15 protein-coding genes are annotated in these 15,925 nt (G+C 48.6%); all 15 read left to right on the top strand.

Annotated features, from left to right (window positions below):
• The first annotated feature begins 6 nt into the window (after positions 1 to 6).
• The 15 genes from rfbA (at position 7) to FO268_RS00820 (ending at position 15,897) form a co-directional block, all read left to right on the top strand.
• Positions 7 to 888, top strand: a complete 882-nt coding sequence (gene rfbA, locus FO268_RS00890; RefSeq protein WP_150988246.1) for a glucose-1-phosphate thymidylyltransferase RfbA — start codon at positions 7 to 9, stop codon at positions 886 to 888.
• A 10-nt stretch (positions 889 to 898) separates the two neighbouring features.
• Positions 899 to 1,993, top strand: a complete 1,095-nt coding sequence (locus tag FO268_RS00885) for a TDP-N-acetylfucosamine:lipid II N-acetylfucosaminyltransferase (protein WP_191966777.1) — start codon at positions 899 to 901, stop codon at positions 1,991 to 1,993.
• A complete protein-coding gene (locus FO268_RS00880; protein ID WP_150988242.1) occupies positions 1,950 to 2,510 on the top strand; it encodes an acyltransferase in 561 nt (186 codons plus the stop codon). Before FO268_RS00885 ends, FO268_RS00880 begins: the two co-directional genes overlap by 44 nt.
• Positions 2,510 to 3,640 (top strand): dTDP-4-amino-4,6-dideoxygalactose transaminase, encoded by a 1,131-nt coding sequence (gene rffA / locus FO268_RS00875; RefSeq protein WP_150988239.1) that lies wholly within the window; start codon positions 2,510 to 2,512, stop codon positions 3,638 to 3,640. The genes FO268_RS00880 and rffA overlap by 1 nt, the downstream gene beginning before the upstream one ends.
• Positions 3,637 to 5,052: an oligosaccharide flippase family protein gene (locus FO268_RS00870; protein ID WP_150988236.1), complete on the top strand. Its 1,416-nt coding sequence runs from the start codon at positions 3,637 to 3,639 to the stop codon at positions 5,050 to 5,052. Before rffA ends, FO268_RS00870 begins: the two co-directional genes overlap by 4 nt.
• A 140-nt stretch (positions 5,053 to 5,192) precedes the next feature.
• Positions 5,193 to 6,395 (top strand): glycosyltransferase family 4 protein, encoded by a 1,203-nt coding sequence (locus tag FO268_RS00865; protein WP_150988233.1) that lies wholly within the window; start codon positions 5,193 to 5,195, stop codon positions 6,393 to 6,395.
• A gap of 197 nt (positions 6,396 to 6,592) precedes the next feature.
• A complete protein-coding gene (locus FO268_RS23305) occupies positions 6,593 to 7,675 on the top strand; it encodes an EpsG family protein (RefSeq protein ID WP_150988230.1) in 1,083 nt (360 codons plus the stop codon).
• A 131-nt stretch (positions 7,676 to 7,806) separates the two neighbouring features.
• Complete coding sequence (locus tag FO268_RS00855; RefSeq protein ID WP_150988227.1) at positions 7,807 to 8,841, top strand: polysaccharide biosynthesis protein; 1,035 nt, start codon at positions 7,807 to 7,809, stop codon at positions 8,839 to 8,841.
• A gap of 3 nt (positions 8,842 to 8,844) precedes the next feature.
• Complete coding sequence (wbjC, locus tag FO268_RS00850) at positions 8,845 to 9,966, top strand: UDP-2-acetamido-2,6-beta-L-arabino-hexul-4-ose reductase (protein ID WP_150988225.1); 1,122 nt, start codon at positions 8,845 to 8,847, stop codon at positions 9,964 to 9,966.
• A 17-nt stretch (positions 9,967 to 9,983) separates the two neighbouring features.
• Entirely contained in the window at positions 9,984 to 11,117 is a 1,134-nt protein-coding gene (gene wecB, locus FO268_RS00845; protein ID WP_150988222.1) for a non-hydrolyzing UDP-N-acetylglucosamine 2-epimerase, read from the top strand.
• Positions 11,110 to 12,273 carry a glycosyltransferase gene (locus tag FO268_RS00840; protein WP_150988219.1) on the top strand — a complete coding sequence of 388 codons (1,164 nt, stop codon included), beginning with the start codon at positions 11,110 to 11,112 and terminating at the stop codon, positions 12,271 to 12,273. The genes wecB and FO268_RS00840 overlap by 8 nt, the downstream gene beginning before the upstream one ends.
• A 73-nt stretch (positions 12,274 to 12,346) precedes the next feature.
• Positions 12,347 to 13,468 (top strand): glycosyltransferase family 4 protein, encoded by a 1,122-nt coding sequence (locus FO268_RS00835; protein WP_150988216.1) that lies wholly within the window; start codon positions 12,347 to 12,349, stop codon positions 13,466 to 13,468.
• Complete coding sequence (locus FO268_RS00830) at positions 13,465 to 14,061, top strand: sugar transferase (protein WP_150988214.1); 597 nt, start codon at positions 13,465 to 13,467, stop codon at positions 14,059 to 14,061. The genes FO268_RS00835 and FO268_RS00830 overlap by 4 nt, the downstream gene beginning before the upstream one ends.
• Positions 14,061 to 14,681, top strand: coding sequence for an acetyltransferase (locus FO268_RS00825; RefSeq protein WP_191966775.1), 621 nt, complete (start codon positions 14,061 to 14,063; stop codon positions 14,679 to 14,681). The genes FO268_RS00830 and FO268_RS00825 overlap by 1 nt, the downstream gene beginning before the upstream one ends.
• A gap of 40 nt (positions 14,682 to 14,721) precedes the next feature.
• A complete protein-coding gene (locus FO268_RS00820; RefSeq protein ID WP_150988208.1) occupies positions 14,722 to 15,897 on the top strand; it encodes a DegT/DnrJ/EryC1/StrS family aminotransferase in 1,176 nt (391 codons plus the stop codon).
• Positions 15,898 to 15,925: the final 28 nt, after the last annotated feature.

The raw sequence follows: 15,925 nt of genomic DNA, 5'->3' as shown, positions 1-15,925 counted from the left end.
CAAACCATGAAAGGCATAGTCCTGGCAGGTGGCTCAGGCACTCGCCTGTACCCCATAACACTCGGCACCTCTAAACAACTCTTGCCGGTGTACGACAAACCCATGATTTACTACCCGCTTTCTGTACTAATGCTCGCGGGTATCCAAGACATTCTCATTATCACCACTCCGGAAGATCAGACCGGCTTCAAGCGCGCGCTGGGTACAGGCGCACAGTTTGGAATCAAACTCAGCTACGAAGTACAGCCAAACCCGGATGGCCTGGCCCAAGCCTTTATTATCGGTGAAGAGTTCATCGGCAACGACAGCGTATGCCTAGTGCTTGGGGACAACATCTTCTACGGGCAGGGCTTTGTTCCAAAGCTGAAAGAAGCCCGGAATCAAGTCTTAGATCAAGGTGGTGCAACAGTTTTTGGTTACCAGGTAAAAGACCCGGAACGTTTTGGCGTGGTGGCGTTTGACAGCGCTCAAAAAGTGGTTTCGATTGAAGAAAAGCCGATGAAGCCTAAGTCCCACTTTGCGGTTACCGGCTTGTATTTCTACGACAACAAGGTGGTCGAAATTGCAAAAACGCTTCAACCCTCTGATCGCGGCGAGCTGGAAATCACCGATGTGAACCGGGCGTATCTTGAAAATAACCAACTAAAAGTGAACCTATTGGGGCGGGGATTTGCTTGGCTGGACACCGGCACTCATGAAAGTCTGCTGGAAGCGGCTCAGTTTGTTGAAACCATCGAGAAACGCCAAGGCTACAAGATTGCATGCCTAGAAGAAATAGGCTTTAACAAGGGTTGGCTCAGTAAAGAGAAACTCGAACAGCAAGCTCAGGAACTTCGCAAGAACGCCTACGGTGAATATCTGAACGCCCTTGCACTTGGTGAGTTGTGATGGTCAGCCCGTGATACTGCATGTAGCAACGCTGGACAAGTTCATACCGCCGTTCGTGAAGTTCGTTCAAAGGGAGTTCCAGGAAGAACGTCACCAGTTTTGGTTTACCGGTTCCGTTGAAAAATACCCAGTGGAACAAAGCGAGACCGTTTTCGTTTGCAAAAACGGCTTTTGGAGCGAACTGGTTGGCTATGCAAAACTGGTGAGAACGCTGCACAGCGCCCGTAAGGTCATGCTCCATGGTCTCTTTAATATTCGTGTAGTCGCGATTCTTGCATTGTGTCCTTGGATACTGCCCAAGTGCCACTGGATCATCTGGGGTGGGGACTTATATCAGTACAAGCAAGCCTCAAATGAATTGAAGTCACGCATCAAAGAAGCGCTTCGCTACTCCGTTATTCGCCGTATGGGCCATCTCGTCACGTGCATAGAAGGCGATGTAGATCTGGCCCGCCAATGGTACGGAGCATTGGGCACCCACCATGAATGCTTGGTGTATCTGAGCAACGTGGTAGACCCGCAGTTGGCGGTCGAGGTAGCCCTGAACCGCAAAAAAAGTAGGCTGAACATACTTCTAGGCAACTCAGCAGACCCAGGCAACAATCACATTGAGGCATTTGAGCGGCTACTGGCCTATAAAGGTCAGAATATTAAAATTTACGCGCCACTGTCCTACGGCGACGAGGACTACGCCAACAAAGTAATAGCTCAAGGCCACGCATGGTTTGGGGATAAGTTTGTGCCCATGACGGATTTCATGCCGTTCGAGCAGTATCTGGAATTCTTGAAAAGCGTGGATATCGCTATCTTTAATCACCGCAGGCAGCAAGCAATGGGTAATACCATTACCTTGTTGGCGATGGGCAAGAGGGTTTTCATGCGACGCGATGTGAGTCATTGGCGATTCCTGCACGGTCTCGGTATTAAGTTGAATGATGTTGAAGAGCTGCAGCTGCAACCGATAGAAAGGGAAGAGGCGCGAAAGAACGCATGTATTATTCATTCGTACTTCTGCAAAGCGACGCTGGTTAGGCAACTTTCAGATATTTTTGAGGGAAAAGATGGCTTATCTAAAAAGCGAAACACTGCTGGCCATGGGGTTTAAGGCAGTCGGTAAGAATGTGAAGGTCAGTGATAAAGCGAGTATCTACAATCCCGAAACTATTGAACTTGGGGATTGCTCTCGGATCGATGATTTTTGTGTTATTTCTGGCCACGTGAAGATCAGGAAGTATGTTCACTTGGCACCTTTCTGCTTGGTTGCTGGAGGCGAAAAGGGGGTCACATTTGAGGACTTCTCAGGCTTGGCATATGGGGTTCAGGTGTTTTCTCAATCGGACGACTATTCAGGTAAAACTTTGACAAATCCGACTGTTAGCGATGAGTTTAAGAATGAACGCAAAGCGTCAATTCGTATTGGTCGACACGTCATTATTGGTGCAAGTTCCATAGTTTTTCCGGGTGTGGACTTGGCAGATGGCTGTTCCGTTGGTGCGATGACGCTTGTAAACAAAAGCACACAGCCCTGGGGAATCTATGCTGGTAACCCCGCTAGGAGAATTAAAGATCGAAAGCAGGATTTACTCGAACTGGAAGTGAAATTTCTCAAAGGACAGCAATAATGATCCCGTTTAACCGGGCGCCTTGTACCGGAGCTGAAGAGCAATACCTCAGGCTGGCCATGAAGAGTGGCCAGCTGTCAGGCGATGGCCCTTTCGGTAAACAATGTCAGAGTTGGTTTGAAAACAGCCTGCCAGCATTGAAAACACTCTTGACTCCCTCCTGCACTGCGGCTCTGGAACTGGCCGCTCTATTGATCGAAATAAAGCCCGGCGATGAAGTGATCATGCCGAGTTATACTTTTGTGAGTACCGCAAACGCGTTCGTATTGCGCGGTGCCAAGATTGTGTTCTTGGATATCCGGCCGGACACGATGAATATTGACGAAAGCATCATCGAAGCGGCAATCACACCCAAAACCCGCGCCATTGTGCCTGTCCACTATGCCGGCGTAGCCTGTGAAATGGATACGATCATGGATATTGCAGAGCGCTACAATTTGTATGTGGTTGAAGATGCTGCGCAAGGTATGATGAGCAGCTACAAAGGTCGAGCGCTGGGGACAATTGGTCACCTTGGTACGTTCAGCTTCCACGAAACCAAGAACTACACCAGTGGCGGTGAAGGTGGCCTTCTGATCATCAATGATGATCGCTTTGCGGAACGTGCAGAGGTTATTCGCGAGAAAGGTACGAACCGGAGTCAGTTCTTTCGAGGGATGGTAGACAAGTACCAATGGGTGGATATTGGCAGCAGCTACTTGCCAAGTGAATTACAGGCGGCCTATCTCTGGGCGCAACTGGATCACGCTGCCGAGATCAACGAATCACGCCTGAATTCTTGGGATTTTTATTGGCAGCAGCTCCAGCCGTTAGCAAAGTCAGCCCACATCGAGCTTGCGACCACACCAAGCGGGTGTACCCCCAACGCTCACATGTTCTACCTGAAAACTTCCGGACTTAAAGAGCGCACTACGTTGTTGGAGCATCTCAAAAACCGGGACATTCAGGCGGTGTTTCATTATGTACCACTGCACACGGCTAAAGCCGGTCGGACTTTCGGACGTTTTCATGGCGAGGATTGGTTCACGACCAAGGAAAGTGAACGTTTAGTGAGATTGCCGATCTGGTTCGGAATTGAGGTCTCGACTCAGCAGCAGGTTATTGACGCCATTTTTGAGTTTTATCAGTGACGCCCAAACAAATAGCTGCCTTCGCAATAGGCCCGGTCGGGGGAGCTGTTCTTAGCCTTATCTCGCTCCCAGTCATTACTTGGTTTTTTTCGCAGGAAGATGTTGGCCGAATGGCGATGCTGCAGGTTACCCTCGGCTTCGGTATTTTGCTATTCAGCCTCGGTTTGGACCAATCCTACGTACGGGAATTTCACGAGGCTCAGAATAAACCGGCGCTGCTCAAACGAGCTATGCTGCCCGGTTTGGTATTGTTGGTAATAACTGTCCTTGTACTGCTGTCGTTTGGCGGAGCGTTGGCTAGCTGGTTGTTTGAAGAGCCGCATTGGCACTTGACTGTGCTTGTAGCATTGGCTCTGGTGGTAAGTTTCATCTCGCGCTTTTTGTCATTGGTGCTACGAATGAACGAACGCGGCCTGGCATTTTCAATGAGTCAGCTGCTTCCAAAGCTTCTCCTGTTAGCAATAATTGGCGGTTATATCGCAGTAGGGGCGGAGAAAAATCTAACGAATTTAGTGCTAGCTAATGTCGCCTCGATAAGCTTTATTTGTGTGATTTTCGTCTGGAACACACGAATGGAATGGCTGGCGGCCATCAAGACGAGCCTGGATGTCGGTCATCTGAAAAGGATGCTCCGATTTGGTTTGCCGCTGATACTCGGCGGACTCGCATTTTGGGGCCTTACAGCGATTGATAAGGTGTTTCTTCGAATGCTGGCAAGTTTTGAGGAGCTTGGTCTCTACTCCGTTTCGGTCAATTTTGCCGCAGCTGCATCTATCTTGCAAAGTGTATTCTCTACCGTCTGGGCACCGACGGTATACAAATGGGCGTCTGCAGGAAAAGGACTGGAAAATGTTCATAAGGTAAGTCGATTTATACTGGCGTTGGTGGTCTTGGGCTTTGCGTTAGCTGGACTATTTTCATGGATGGTGACCTTGTTCTTGCCGCCTGAGTATGCTGCCGTTCAATGGGTTTTGGTATCTTGCGTTGGATACCCTTTGCTTTACACGTTGTCTGAAACCACTGTCGTAGGGATTGGGATATCTCGGCGCAGCTCATATGCGATGTTGGCAGCAAGTATAGCGTTCGCGGTCAATCTGGGCGGTAACTGGTGGTTGGTCCCCAGTTATGGGGCGGCTGGCGCGGCAGTGAGTACATGCATTTCTTTCTGGATCTTCTTTTTGCTTCGAACAGAATTCTCAATTTACTTGTGGGAGCCGATGCCAAGAGGTTTGCTCTATTTCTTTTCCTTTGTCACCGTAGCTGGAGCGGTGGTTTTTACTCTTTGGGGGAGTGTATTGGGGGGATGGATGGTCGGATATTGGTTGGTGATTTTGTTGAGCTGGAGTGTAATTTTTCGCGATGAGATTGGTCGCGCTAGCCGATTTTTATTAGAGACGAAAAAGTTTTCGTGACGATATGCTGACATTTCAAAAAAACTCAATTCCCATGGTCTCAGATCGGGCGCTAAGCAAATAGAATTTTCTGCACTTTGCTCAAAAATGCTCAGTTGAGATAGGAAGGCTGAGTGCGATGATTAAAGGAACAATTGTTAATGTCCTCTTGTAATGAAGTTAAAATATTATATGTCCATCATGGACACGGGATTGGTGGCGCGCCTAAAAGCCTCTTGAACCTGATTAGTAATTTGCCGAAGGAAAAATATAAGTCTTCTGTAGTATTTCAGCAGCAAAGTGCAGCCGTTGACTTGTTTGAAGAGAAAGGAATTAAAGTGGATGTTGTTGGTAAAGCAAAAAACTACCTGTCCCATCATAAAAAAAGCTTCATGGCATGGTATAAAATGTATCGTTATCTTTTTATTTTTAAAGACTGGCTAATCAACGCATTTTTTATAGCCCCCAAATATTTAAAAAAATATAACCCCGATCTAGTGCACTTAAACTCTGACGTGCTTTCTTCGTGGGCTTATGCTGCGAAAAGGAAAAATATTCCTGTGGTTTGTCATAATCGTGATCCTTTTGAGGCTAGAGGTTATCTCGGCTTAAGAACATGGCTGATCCGTGGGCTTCTTCGCAGGACGGTTGATGTTTTTATATGCATAAGCGATGATAATAAAAAAAGGCTTGGTCTTGAAGAAAAGTCAGTTACTATTTATAACTCAGTGGATATTCCTGAAAAGTATCGTGAACCCTTTTCCGGCTCCGCCCCGTATAAAGTCGTTTACTTGGGAGGAATGGCCAAGGTGAAGGGTTTTCGCGTTGTGGCCGAAGCGGTGAAGTATCTGGACAAAGACATTGTTGTTCAGTTGGCAGGTGGTTATTCCATTTTCGAGAAAACGTCTTCGTTTAAAGTGAAAGGCTTGAGTCGATTCGATTTCCTTATACGCAGGCGTGACTATAGAAAATTATTTGAAATTGTTCGCCTTGATAACGTGGAATTTATAGGCGTGGTTAGTGACCCCAATGAGTTAATCGACGGTGCAGATATTTTAATAAGTCCTTTTACTGTCGAGCATTTCTCAAGGCCAATTATAGAAGCCTTTTCGCGTGGAAAACCCGTGATTGCTTCGAACATTGAGGGCATGAGTGAAGTCGTCGATCATGACGAGAATGGCATTCTTGTGGATGTTTTTGATCCGAAGAACTTGGCGGATGCAATTAATTGTTTGAATTCCAACAGATCAAAAGCGGTTGAATATGGCCTTTCAGGACGAGTTAAAGCGAAAGAGCTTTTTGCGTTGGGTGTACATGTCGAACAAGTGATGTCAGTTTATGATCGTCTTCTTTCGTTGCGCTGAGAAGGGCTTGGATCTAAACGGAGCTACTTTCTTGTTATCTCTATTTTTCACGATATTTAAAAGAATAATGATGATGCGTTAGAGGTGGCATTTTCTGGATTTTAAAGTAGGTGGAATTAGTCTGAAAATTTTTCCATAAGTAGTGGATCTATCATGGATGTTGTTGCGTCTATAAAATTTAATCTTGAGCCTGCTTGATGCTTTTTTATCTATCTATTTCCGCTTTTTCCGCATTTCTGATTTTTCTTGCTGCAAACTTGAAGAAATTATCAGGTTATTTAGTTTTTTTAGTATTTTTAGTTATTTTTTTTGTTCCAGGTTTTCGCGGTGACACGGGGATTGACACGTATTCGTATCAGTATTACTTTAACGAGGTTTTTAACGCTTGGGGTTCGTGGAAATTTATTTTTTTAAAGGAGCCTGTTTTTTATTCTATTGTTTATATAATTAGTAATTTTTTTGGAAGCTTTACTTTTCTTCTCGTTGTAATCTCTTTTGTTCAAACATTTATACTTTTTAAAGTTTTTTCTTCGCTTACAAATAAGTATATATTTCTTTTTTTCTATATTTCGATTTATTTTATTGATTATCATTTTAATGTCTTGAGGGCTTCGCTGGCGCTCCTGTTTTTTCTTTATTCGTTGAGCTTGATGGGTTGTGGTAGGCTGAAGGCTTCCTACGTAATGCTTTTGTTTTCAATTTTTTCACACTTCTCTGCGATTATTTTCGTTCCAATTTTCATTGCTTGTATGAAGATTGGTGCTCCGAGAAAGCTTCTATTATTATTTGTTTCTTTTATTTTTTTCTGTATATTTTATTTAACTTTTCATAAGTATTTAGAGGAAAAGCTGATCTTGTATGGTCTGATTTCCATCCCGGACTTCGAATTTTCGATCGTTGCAACTCTGTTTAGCTTTCTTATATTCTCTTCGTTTCTGACAGTTAAGTCAATTCCTGGATCTTTGTTATTTACGACTTTTTATTTTTTGGCTTTGTTCTGCTCAGTAATGATTTTTAATTATGCATCTAGGCTTTACCTTATGGTTTTCGCTGTTCTGTTTTACATGCTATGCGAGCATGGTTTTTTTTCTAGAAGGTTAGGCCAAAATTTTCTGTATGTCGCGGCTATATCCAGTTTGGCAATTTGGTTCTGTATCTCAAGCTTTGTGAGCATCTATAATGAAAGAGAAAGAATTGTTGGCGATGAAAGAGTTCGTGCTGAAGCTCAAAGTTACACTTTTGTGCCATATAATTTTTTTTATGAAAGTGATTCGAGGTAATCATCCCTTGAGAGTATTATTGAAGTTCTGTGTTTGATTTAGGTGATTAGACTGTAGATTAGGTATGGAGAAAGTGTAATAAATTGGGAGTATTGGTTTTGCTCCGTTTGAGAGATGAGAAGGAAAATACAATGTTTAGTAGTGCGAAGCTCCTGATTACCGGTGGTACCGGCTCCTTCGGTAACGCAGTTCTTAACCAATTTCTCGACACTGGCATCGAAGAAATTCGGATCTTCAGCCGGGATGAGAAAAAGCAGGATGACATGCGCAAGCGGTACGCCAATCCCAAGCTGAAGTTTTACATTGGTGACGTGCGTGATTACACCAGCCTGCTGAACGCTACCCGGGGTGTCGATTACATTTTCCACGCTGCCGCACTTAAGCAGGTGCCCTCCTGTGAGTTTCATCCTATGGAGGCAGTGAAGACAAACGTGATCGGCACGGAAAATGTTCTAGAGGCAGCGATACAGAATGGAGTCCGGCGGGTGGTCTGCCTCAGTACAGACAAGGCCGTGTACCCCATCAACGCCATGGGCATTTCCAAGGCGATGATGGAGAAGGTGATGGTGGCCAAGTCCCGTAACGTTGATCCCGAGAAAACGGTGATCTGCGGTACCCGATATGGCAATGTGATGGCTTCTCGTGGTTCTGTGATTCCGTTATTCGTTGATCAGATTCGTGCTGGAAAGCCAATTACGATCACGGACCCGAACATGACTCGGTTCATGATGACTCTGGGGGACGCGGTGGATCTGGTGCTGTATGCCTTTGAGCACGGCGAGAACGGCGATCTGTTCGTCCAGAAGGCCCCAGCTGCCACCATTGAAACGTTGGCCCGGACTTTGACGGAGTTAATGAATAAATCGGACCATCCCATCCACGAAATCGGTACCCGTCACGGGGAGAAACTTTACGAAGTATTGCTGAGTCGGGAAGAGATGGCCTGTGCGGAAGACAGGGGCGGTTATTACCGTATTCCGCCGGATCTTCGCGACCTGAACTACGGCAAGTTTATTGAGGAGGGCGAGGAGAAGATCTCCCATGCCGAGGATTACAATTCCCACAATACCGATCGCCTGGATGTTGCGGGCATGCAAACCCTGCTGCGCAAGTTGGATTTCATTCGTGCCCTGGAACGGGGTGAATACCTCAACCCGGAGGATTGAGTCATGAAAGTATTGGTTACCGGCGCGAACGGGTTTATCGGTAAAAACTTGCTGATGCACCTGGGCGAAACAAGCGATTTTGAGGTGGTTCCGTTTACCCGGGAGCATGCCGAGCATGATTTATCCGGTTTGCTGGAGGGGGTGGACTGGGTTATTCACCTGGCTGGCATCAATCGCCCCGACGACCCTTCGGAGTTTGTTACCGGGAATGCCGGGCTCACTCAGGCCTTGTGTGACGTGGTAAAACAAAGTGGCCGCAAGATTCCGGTTATTTACAGTTCGTCCATTCAGGCGAAGCGGGAGAACGATTACGGAAGCAGCAAACGGGCCGCGGAAGAGGCCTTGCTGGCGCTGAACGAGGCCACCGGTAACCCGGTGCATATTTACCGCCTGCCCAACGTGTTCGGCAAATGGGCGCGCCCCAATTACAACTCTGTGGTGGCAACCTTCTGCCATAACGTCGCCCGGGATCTGCCGGTGCCGATTAAAGATCCGGACGCTGAGATTAATCTGGTGTACGTGGATGACGTGGTTAGCCATTTTATCTCGCTGGTGGAGGGGAAAAGCAGCGACCCTGGCCCGTTTGTTGAGGTGGCGCCGGTTTACAAAATTACCGTGGGTGGCCTGGCGGACCAGCTTAATCGCTTCAAGGCTACCCGGGAGAACCTGGTCACGGAACCGGTGGGCACGGGCCTTACCCGCGCTTTATACGCCACTTACGTGAGCTATTTGCCCCCGGAGCGGTTCACCTACATCGTGCCGCAGCATGGTGACGAGCGCGGTGTGTTTGTGGAGATGCTGAAAACCCGGGATGCCGGCCAGTTTTCCTTTTTTACCGCCCATCCTGGTATCACCCGGGGTGGCCATTATCATCACTCCAAAACCGAGAAGTTCCTGGTGATCAAGGGCGAGGCCTGTTTCCGTTTTCGCCATATGTTAACCGGCGAGTTTTACGAGCTGTTCACCTCCGGGGACAAGCCGGAGATTGTGGAAACCGTGCCGGGCTGGACCCACGATATCACCAATGTGGGAGACGACGAGCTGGTCTGTATGCTCTGGGCCAACGAGATTTTTGACCGGGACAACCCGGATACTTTTGCTTGCCCGGTGGGCACAGAAGCCTGAACCGATTTAGGAATGCCATGAAAAAACTGAAAGTTATGACGGTGGTGGGCACCCGGCCGGAGATCATCCGGCTCTCACGGGTATTGGCCAAACTGGATGAGTATTGTGAGCACATTATGGTGCACACAGGGCAGAACTACGATTTCGAGCTGAATGAAATCTTCTTCCAGGACCTGGGCATCCGCAAGCCGGACCACTTCCTGAGTGCGGCGGGTGCCAGTAGTGCGGAAACCATCGGCAACGTCATCATCGCGGTGGATCGGGTTCTGGCGGAGGTTCAGCCCGAAGCCCTGTTGGTATTGGGCGACACCAACAGCTGTATGGCGGTTATTCCGGCCAAACGCCGCCGAATCCCAACCTTTCATATGGAAGCGGGCAACCGTTGTTTTGATATGCGGGTGCCGGAGGAAATCAACCGGCGCATTGTGGATCACACCGCCGATATCAATCTCACCTACAGTTCCATAGCCCGGGATTACCTGCTGCGCGAGGGCCTGCTGCCAGACAGGGTGATCAAAACCGGCAGCCCCATGTATGAAGTACTGAACCACTTCCGTGAGGGCATTGACGCATCGGATGTTCTTGAGCGCCTGGGACTCACCGACGGTGATTTTTTTGTGGTGAGCGCGCATCGGGAAGAGAATGTAGATTCCGACCGAAACTTCGGAGCGCTGGTAGAGACTCTGAATGCCGTGGCAGAGCAGTACGGCTACCCGGTGATCGTCTCCACTCATCCCCGTACCCAGAAGCGTGTGGATGCCCTGGGTGTGATATTCCACGAACAGGTGCGCCTGCTCAAGCCCCTCAGTTTCAAGGATTACAACAAGCTGCAGCTGAGCGCGAAAGCGGTGCTGTCTGACAGCGGCACCATCAGTGAGGAAGCGTCTATCCTGAACTTCCCGGCCCTGAATATCCGCGAGGCCCATGAGCGTCCGGAAGGGATGGAAGAGACGGCGGCCATGATGGTAGGCCTGAGCACGGAACGCGTGCTTCAGGGGCTGGCTATCCTGGAAAATCAGGGCAGGGGTGATGACCGTTCCATGCGGCTAGTCGAAGATTACAGCATGCCGAATGTGGCGGAGAAAGTCGTCCGCATTATCCACAGTTATCGTGATTATGTGATGCAGACGGTGTGGAAGAAATATGAATAAGCAGCGCAAGCTTGTTGTTTATGTTGGGCCATATGGGTTTCCTGATGGTGGTGCTGCAGCGAGGCGAATCTATGGTAATTGCCTCTCCCTTCGCAATGCCGGTTATGATGTGATTGTCACCTCAGGTCAGGTTTCTGATTCAGTTGAGCAAGAATATGATGGGATACCGGTGATCTCGTTGAGTGAGCGCCGCCATGAACACTTACCAACGATTTTAAAACATTTAATGTATTTTTCGGCCGGGAAAAGTACGATCCGATGGCTGGACTCTCTGGCGCAAAAGCCTGCGGCAGTAATTCTCTACAGTGGATATTCGCCATATTTGATCAAATTGCTGCCTTGGTCCAAAAAAAATAACGTTAAGCTAATTTTTGATGTCGTGGAATGGTATGATCCGCCGGGCATGTTGTCTCGATTACTGTCGCCCTACTATATGAATATCGAATTGGCAATGCGATTTTTAATAAAAAAATGCGATGGCCTAATTGTTATAAGTAATTATCTAAAGTCATATTATTCGCCATATTTAAATAATATAATTAAGGTACCACCCACAGCGGATCTGCCACATTTTTCCGATCCTCGGGGATCTAGTGTGGATTTGCCAATAAGCTTTGTTTATGCAGGCACACCTGGAAAGAAAGATGCTTTGCCGTCCATTATTTCTGCTTTATTAATTGCACATTCAAATGGTGATAGAGTAGAGCTTCACATAGCGGGTGTTCCTGAGGATAAGCTTGGCGAGTTTTTGCCTTTGCATGCCTACGGACAGGAAGCAATAAATAAAGTTGTTAAATGTCATGGTATTTTGAGCCATGAGGACACCTTGAATTTAGTAGGTAGATCTGATTATTCAATTTTATTGCGTCCGAATATACGTAGCGTACAAGCAGGGTTTCCTACCAAGTTTGTTGAAAGTATGGCGCTAGGAACACCTGTGATCGCAAACCTGACAAGTGACCTTGGCGCCTATCTCAAAGACGGAATCAACGGGTTTGTTTGTCCAGATTCTACAGTTCATAGCTTGGTAGAGGTGATTAATCGAAGTGTGAACATGAGACAGGACGATACGATGCGCGTGAGCGCAAAAGAAACTGCTGCCAACTATTTTGCGCCCGAAAAATATGCCGGTGATTTTTTGAGACTTATTGGTTAGAAATATGGCTTCATTTCTAAATCTACACAAAAAGTGGGTTCGGCCCTACGCTCAATGAGTACTTGCTAATCTAATGAGATTTCTATTGGTTGCCAGTTTTCCTGGTTCGTTGATCAAGTTCCGTGGGCCGTTGCTGCAAGCCTTGTTAACAAAGGGGCTGGAGGTACATGTGGCGGCGCCGGATTTGTCCGGAGCCGAGGAAATCCGGTGTGAGCTGGCTGCGCTGGGCGTTACTCTTCACGAAACTGGGTTAAAGCGCACCGGCACTAATCCGGTCGCGGATTTGGGCACCGTGCTGGAGTTGTGGCGGTTAATGCGCCGCATTCGTCCGGATTATGTGTTGGGATATACCATTAAGCCGGTGATTTACGGGTCGCTGGCTGGCTGGCTGGCGGGGGTTCCCAATCGGTTTTCACTGGTTACTGGCCTTGGTTATGCCTTTATTGGTGAAGCCTCGGGAAAACGCGGCCTGTTGCGAAAGCTGGTCCAGCGTTTGTATCGATTCGGGCTGGCGAAATCCCGCAAGGTATTTTTCCAGAATCCGGATGATGAAGAGTTGTTCCGGAAACTCGACCTGTTACCGGTGGCGGTCCCGTCCTGCGTGGTGAATGGTTCTGGCGTGGATGTGACGGAGTATTCGGTGGCGCCTTTGCCGTATAGACCTTCGTTCCTTCTGATCGCCCGGTTGTTAGGTGATAAGGGGGTTCGTGAATACGCCGAGGCGGCAAGGCTGGTGAAGGCGCAGTGCCCGCTGGCGAGCTTTAAGCTGGTAGGGTGGGTTGACGATAACCCGGATGCCATTGGTCAGCACGAGCTTGATGAGTGGATAAACACTGGTGCTCTTGAGTTTCTGGGTAAGCTGGCCGATGTGCGCCCCGCCATCGAGGCCTGCAGTGTTTATGTGTTGCCGTCTTACCGGGAGGGAACACCCCGCACGGTTTTGGAGGCGATGGCTATGGGACGCCCCGTCATTACTACCGATGCGCCGGGCTGCCGGGAGACGGTTATTGATGGGGATAATGGATTTCTGGTACCTGTGCAGGCAATTGATGAATTGGCCAGTGCCATGATTCGGTTTATTGAAGAGCAGGCGCTGATCACGCGCATGGGGAGGCGTTCCCGAGAGATTGCTGAAGAGAAGTATGACGTGCATAAAGTGAATGAATTCATGTTGGGCGAGATGGGTATTCAGTGATCAAACGTGTTTTTGATGTTTTGATGTCAGCTACGGCGCTGCTATTTTTACTTCCGGTGATTGCTGTTGTTGCTTTTCTGGTTCATCGCAGACTTGGTTCTCCGGTATTGTTCTTTCAGCTTCGTCCGGGTAAAGATGGTAAGCCCTTCCAGATGGTCAAGTTCCGTACAATGTTAGATGCAACGGACGACCACGGCTACCCACTGCCTGATTCAGAACGGATGCCTTCGTTTGGCCAGTTCCTGCGCTCCAGTAGTCTGGATGAACTGCCGGAACTCTGGAATGTTTTGAAAGGTGATATGAGCTTAGTAGGCCCCCGTCCGTTGTTAATGGAATACCTGCCGCTGTATTCAAAAGAGCAGTATCGCCGTCACGACGTGCGCCCGGGTATAACTGGCTGGGCCCAGGTAAATGGCCGCAACGCGATTTCCTGGAAAGATAAGTTCAAGCTCGATGTATGGTATGTGGATAATCGATCATTCTGGCTGGACTTGAAGATTCTGTTCTTGACGGTCAAGAAAGTGCTGGTTCGTGATGGTATCAGTGGTGAAGGGGAGTCGACGATGTCGAAATTTACCGGGAATAAAGATTGATGCGTTTAGCGATTCTTGGCGCTAGCGGTCATGGCAAAGTGGTTGCCGAGACGGCGGAGCAGGTTGGTTGGCAAACTGTTACGTTTTTCGATGATGCCTGGCCGGAGCTTGAAGAAAACGGACCTTGGACGGTGCGGGGCAATACACAAGCACTACGTGAACACTTATCGGACTTTGATGGCGTAGTTGTTGGTATTGGCAACAACCGGATTCGAGAGGAAAAACAATCTGAGCTGGTGAGAGCAGGAGCGACGCTTGTGTCCATTATTCACCCCTCGGCGATAATTAGTCCCCATGCGGATATTGGTTTGGGATCTGTCGTTTTTGCCAATTCAGTGGTTAACCCTTGTGCCGTGGTCGGCGCGGGTGTGATTGTTAACACTGGAGCAGTAGTCGAACACGATTGTGTTGTGGGTGACTTTGCCCACATTAGCCCGAATGCGGTTCTGGCGGGTGGCGTAACACTAGGGCATCTAGCCTGGGTTGGTGCCTGCGCATCAATCAGGCAGATGCTTTCGGTTGGCCGGGAGTCTGTTGTGGGCATGGGCGGTGTCGTGACCAAAGATGTTGAGCCTGGTGTAACTGTGGTGGGAAATCCAGCGCGAGTTTTTACCCTCTGAATATTCCAATTTTCATTCTAAGTATATGGCTAAGTAACTTATGCTGAACGGACCTTTTTCTCCCTGGCCTTCATTTACACGGGAAGAGGCTGACGCTGTTTCCCGCGTACTCCTTTCCAATAAAGTCAATTACTGGACAGGCAAGGAGGGCCGAGAGTTTGAGCGGGAATTCGCCGAGTTTGCGGGCACCGACTACGCTGTCGCCGTTGCCAACGGCACCGTAGCGCTGGACCTTGCCCTGAAGGGCCTGGGCATTGGTCCTGGCGATGAAGTTATTGTCACTTCCCGAACCTTCCTGGCCTCCGTAACGTGTATTGTTAATGCGGGTGCTTGGCCGATGTTTGCGGACGTGGATGCGGATTCACAGGGAATTACTGCCGAGACGGTTGCCCCACTGATCACTGAGAACACCAAGGCGATTATTGCGGTTCATTTGGCAGGTTGGCCTTGTGACATGGATGGCCTGAATGAATTGGCCTGCCGTCATGGTTTGTCTGTGATTGAGGACTGTGCCCAGGCCCATGGCGCGAAGTACAAGGGAAAACCTGTAGGTTCTTTAGGGCATGTAGCGGCCTGGTCGTTCTGCCAGGACAAGATTATGTCGACCGGTGGTGAGGGTGGCATGGTAACCACCAATGACAGGGAGTTGTGGTCGCGCATGTGGTCTTACAAGGACCATGGCAAAAGTTGGGAGGCCTTCTATGAGCGTGAACATCCGCCGGGTTTTCGTTGGCTGCATGAGAGCTTTGGTACCAACTGGCGGATGACGGAAATGCAGGCGGCTATTGGCCGTATCCAGTTGCGGCGTATGCCGGATTGGACTGAGCGCCGCCAGACCAATTGCGAGTCTATTTGGAAGACTGCAAGAAAATGTAACGGATTGCGTGTGCCGGAAGTATCAAAAACCATCGGTCACGGCGGATACAAGTGTTATGTTTTTGTAGAGCCAACCGCCCTGAATGCGCATTGGTCCCGGGACAGGGTAATGTCAGAGATTGTCAGTGCTGGTGTGCCCTGTTTTTCCGGCTCTTGCTCGGAAGTGTATTTTGAGAAGGCGTTTCAGGATGCAGGAATGGCGCCGGCAGAGCGTTTGCCAGTGGCAAGGGAGTTGGGTGAAACCAGCCTGATGTTTTTGGTGCACCCCACATTGACTGCGGATGAGGTCAAGCTCACGTGCAACGTACTTGCACGGGTGATGGAGGAGGCAACTGCTTGAAGAAGGACAAGTTGTCAAAACGTGGTGA

It is taken from the genome of Marinobacter denitrificans, assembly GCF_008795955.1.
Lineage (GTDB): Bacteria > Pseudomonadota > Gammaproteobacteria > Pseudomonadales > Oleiphilaceae > Marinobacter > Marinobacter denitrificans.
Note: the sequence above shows the minus strand (reverse complement) of the source record. Positions and strands in the feature narration are given on the sequence as shown.

Excerpts from the sequence above, each read along its gene's own strand:
- rfbA (WP_150988246.1), top strand. The coding sequence starts at position 7 with ATGAAAGGCATAGTCCTGGCAGGTGGCTCAGGCACTCGCCTGTACCCC.
- FO268_RS00880 (WP_150988242.1), top strand. The coding sequence starts at position 1,950 with ATGGCTTATCTAAAAAGCGAAACACTGCTGGCCATGGGGTTTAAGGCA.
- rffA (WP_150988239.1), top strand. The coding sequence starts at position 2,510 with ATGATCCCGTTTAACCGGGCGCCTTGTACCGGAGCTGAAGAGCAATAC.
- FO268_RS00865 (WP_150988233.1), top strand. The coding sequence starts at position 5,193 with ATGTCCTCTTGTAATGAAGTTAAAATATTATATGTCCATCATGGACAC.
- FO268_RS23305 (WP_150988230.1), top strand. The coding sequence starts at position 6,593 with ATGCTTTTTTATCTATCTATTTCCGCTTTTTCCGCATTTCTGATTTTT.
- FO268_RS00855 (WP_150988227.1), top strand. The coding sequence starts at position 7,807 with ATGTTTAGTAGTGCGAAGCTCCTGATTACCGGTGGTACCGGCTCCTTC.
- wbjC (WP_150988225.1), top strand. The coding sequence starts at position 8,845 with ATGAAAGTATTGGTTACCGGCGCGAACGGGTTTATCGGTAAAAACTTG.
- wecB (WP_150988222.1), top strand. The coding sequence starts at position 9,984 with ATGAAAAAACTGAAAGTTATGACGGTGGTGGGCACCCGGCCGGAGATC.
- FO268_RS00840 (WP_150988219.1), top strand. The coding sequence starts at position 11,110 with ATGAATAAGCAGCGCAAGCTTGTTGTTTATGTTGGGCCATATGGGTTT.
- FO268_RS00835 (WP_150988216.1), top strand. The coding sequence starts at position 12,347 with ATGAGATTTCTATTGGTTGCCAGTTTTCCTGGTTCGTTGATCAAGTTC.
- FO268_RS00825 (WP_191966775.1), top strand. The coding sequence starts at position 14,061 with ATGCGTTTAGCGATTCTTGGCGCTAGCGGTCATGGCAAAGTGGTTGCC.
- FO268_RS00820 (WP_150988208.1), top strand. The coding sequence starts at position 14,722 with ATGCTGAACGGACCTTTTTCTCCCTGGCCTTCATTTACACGGGAAGAG.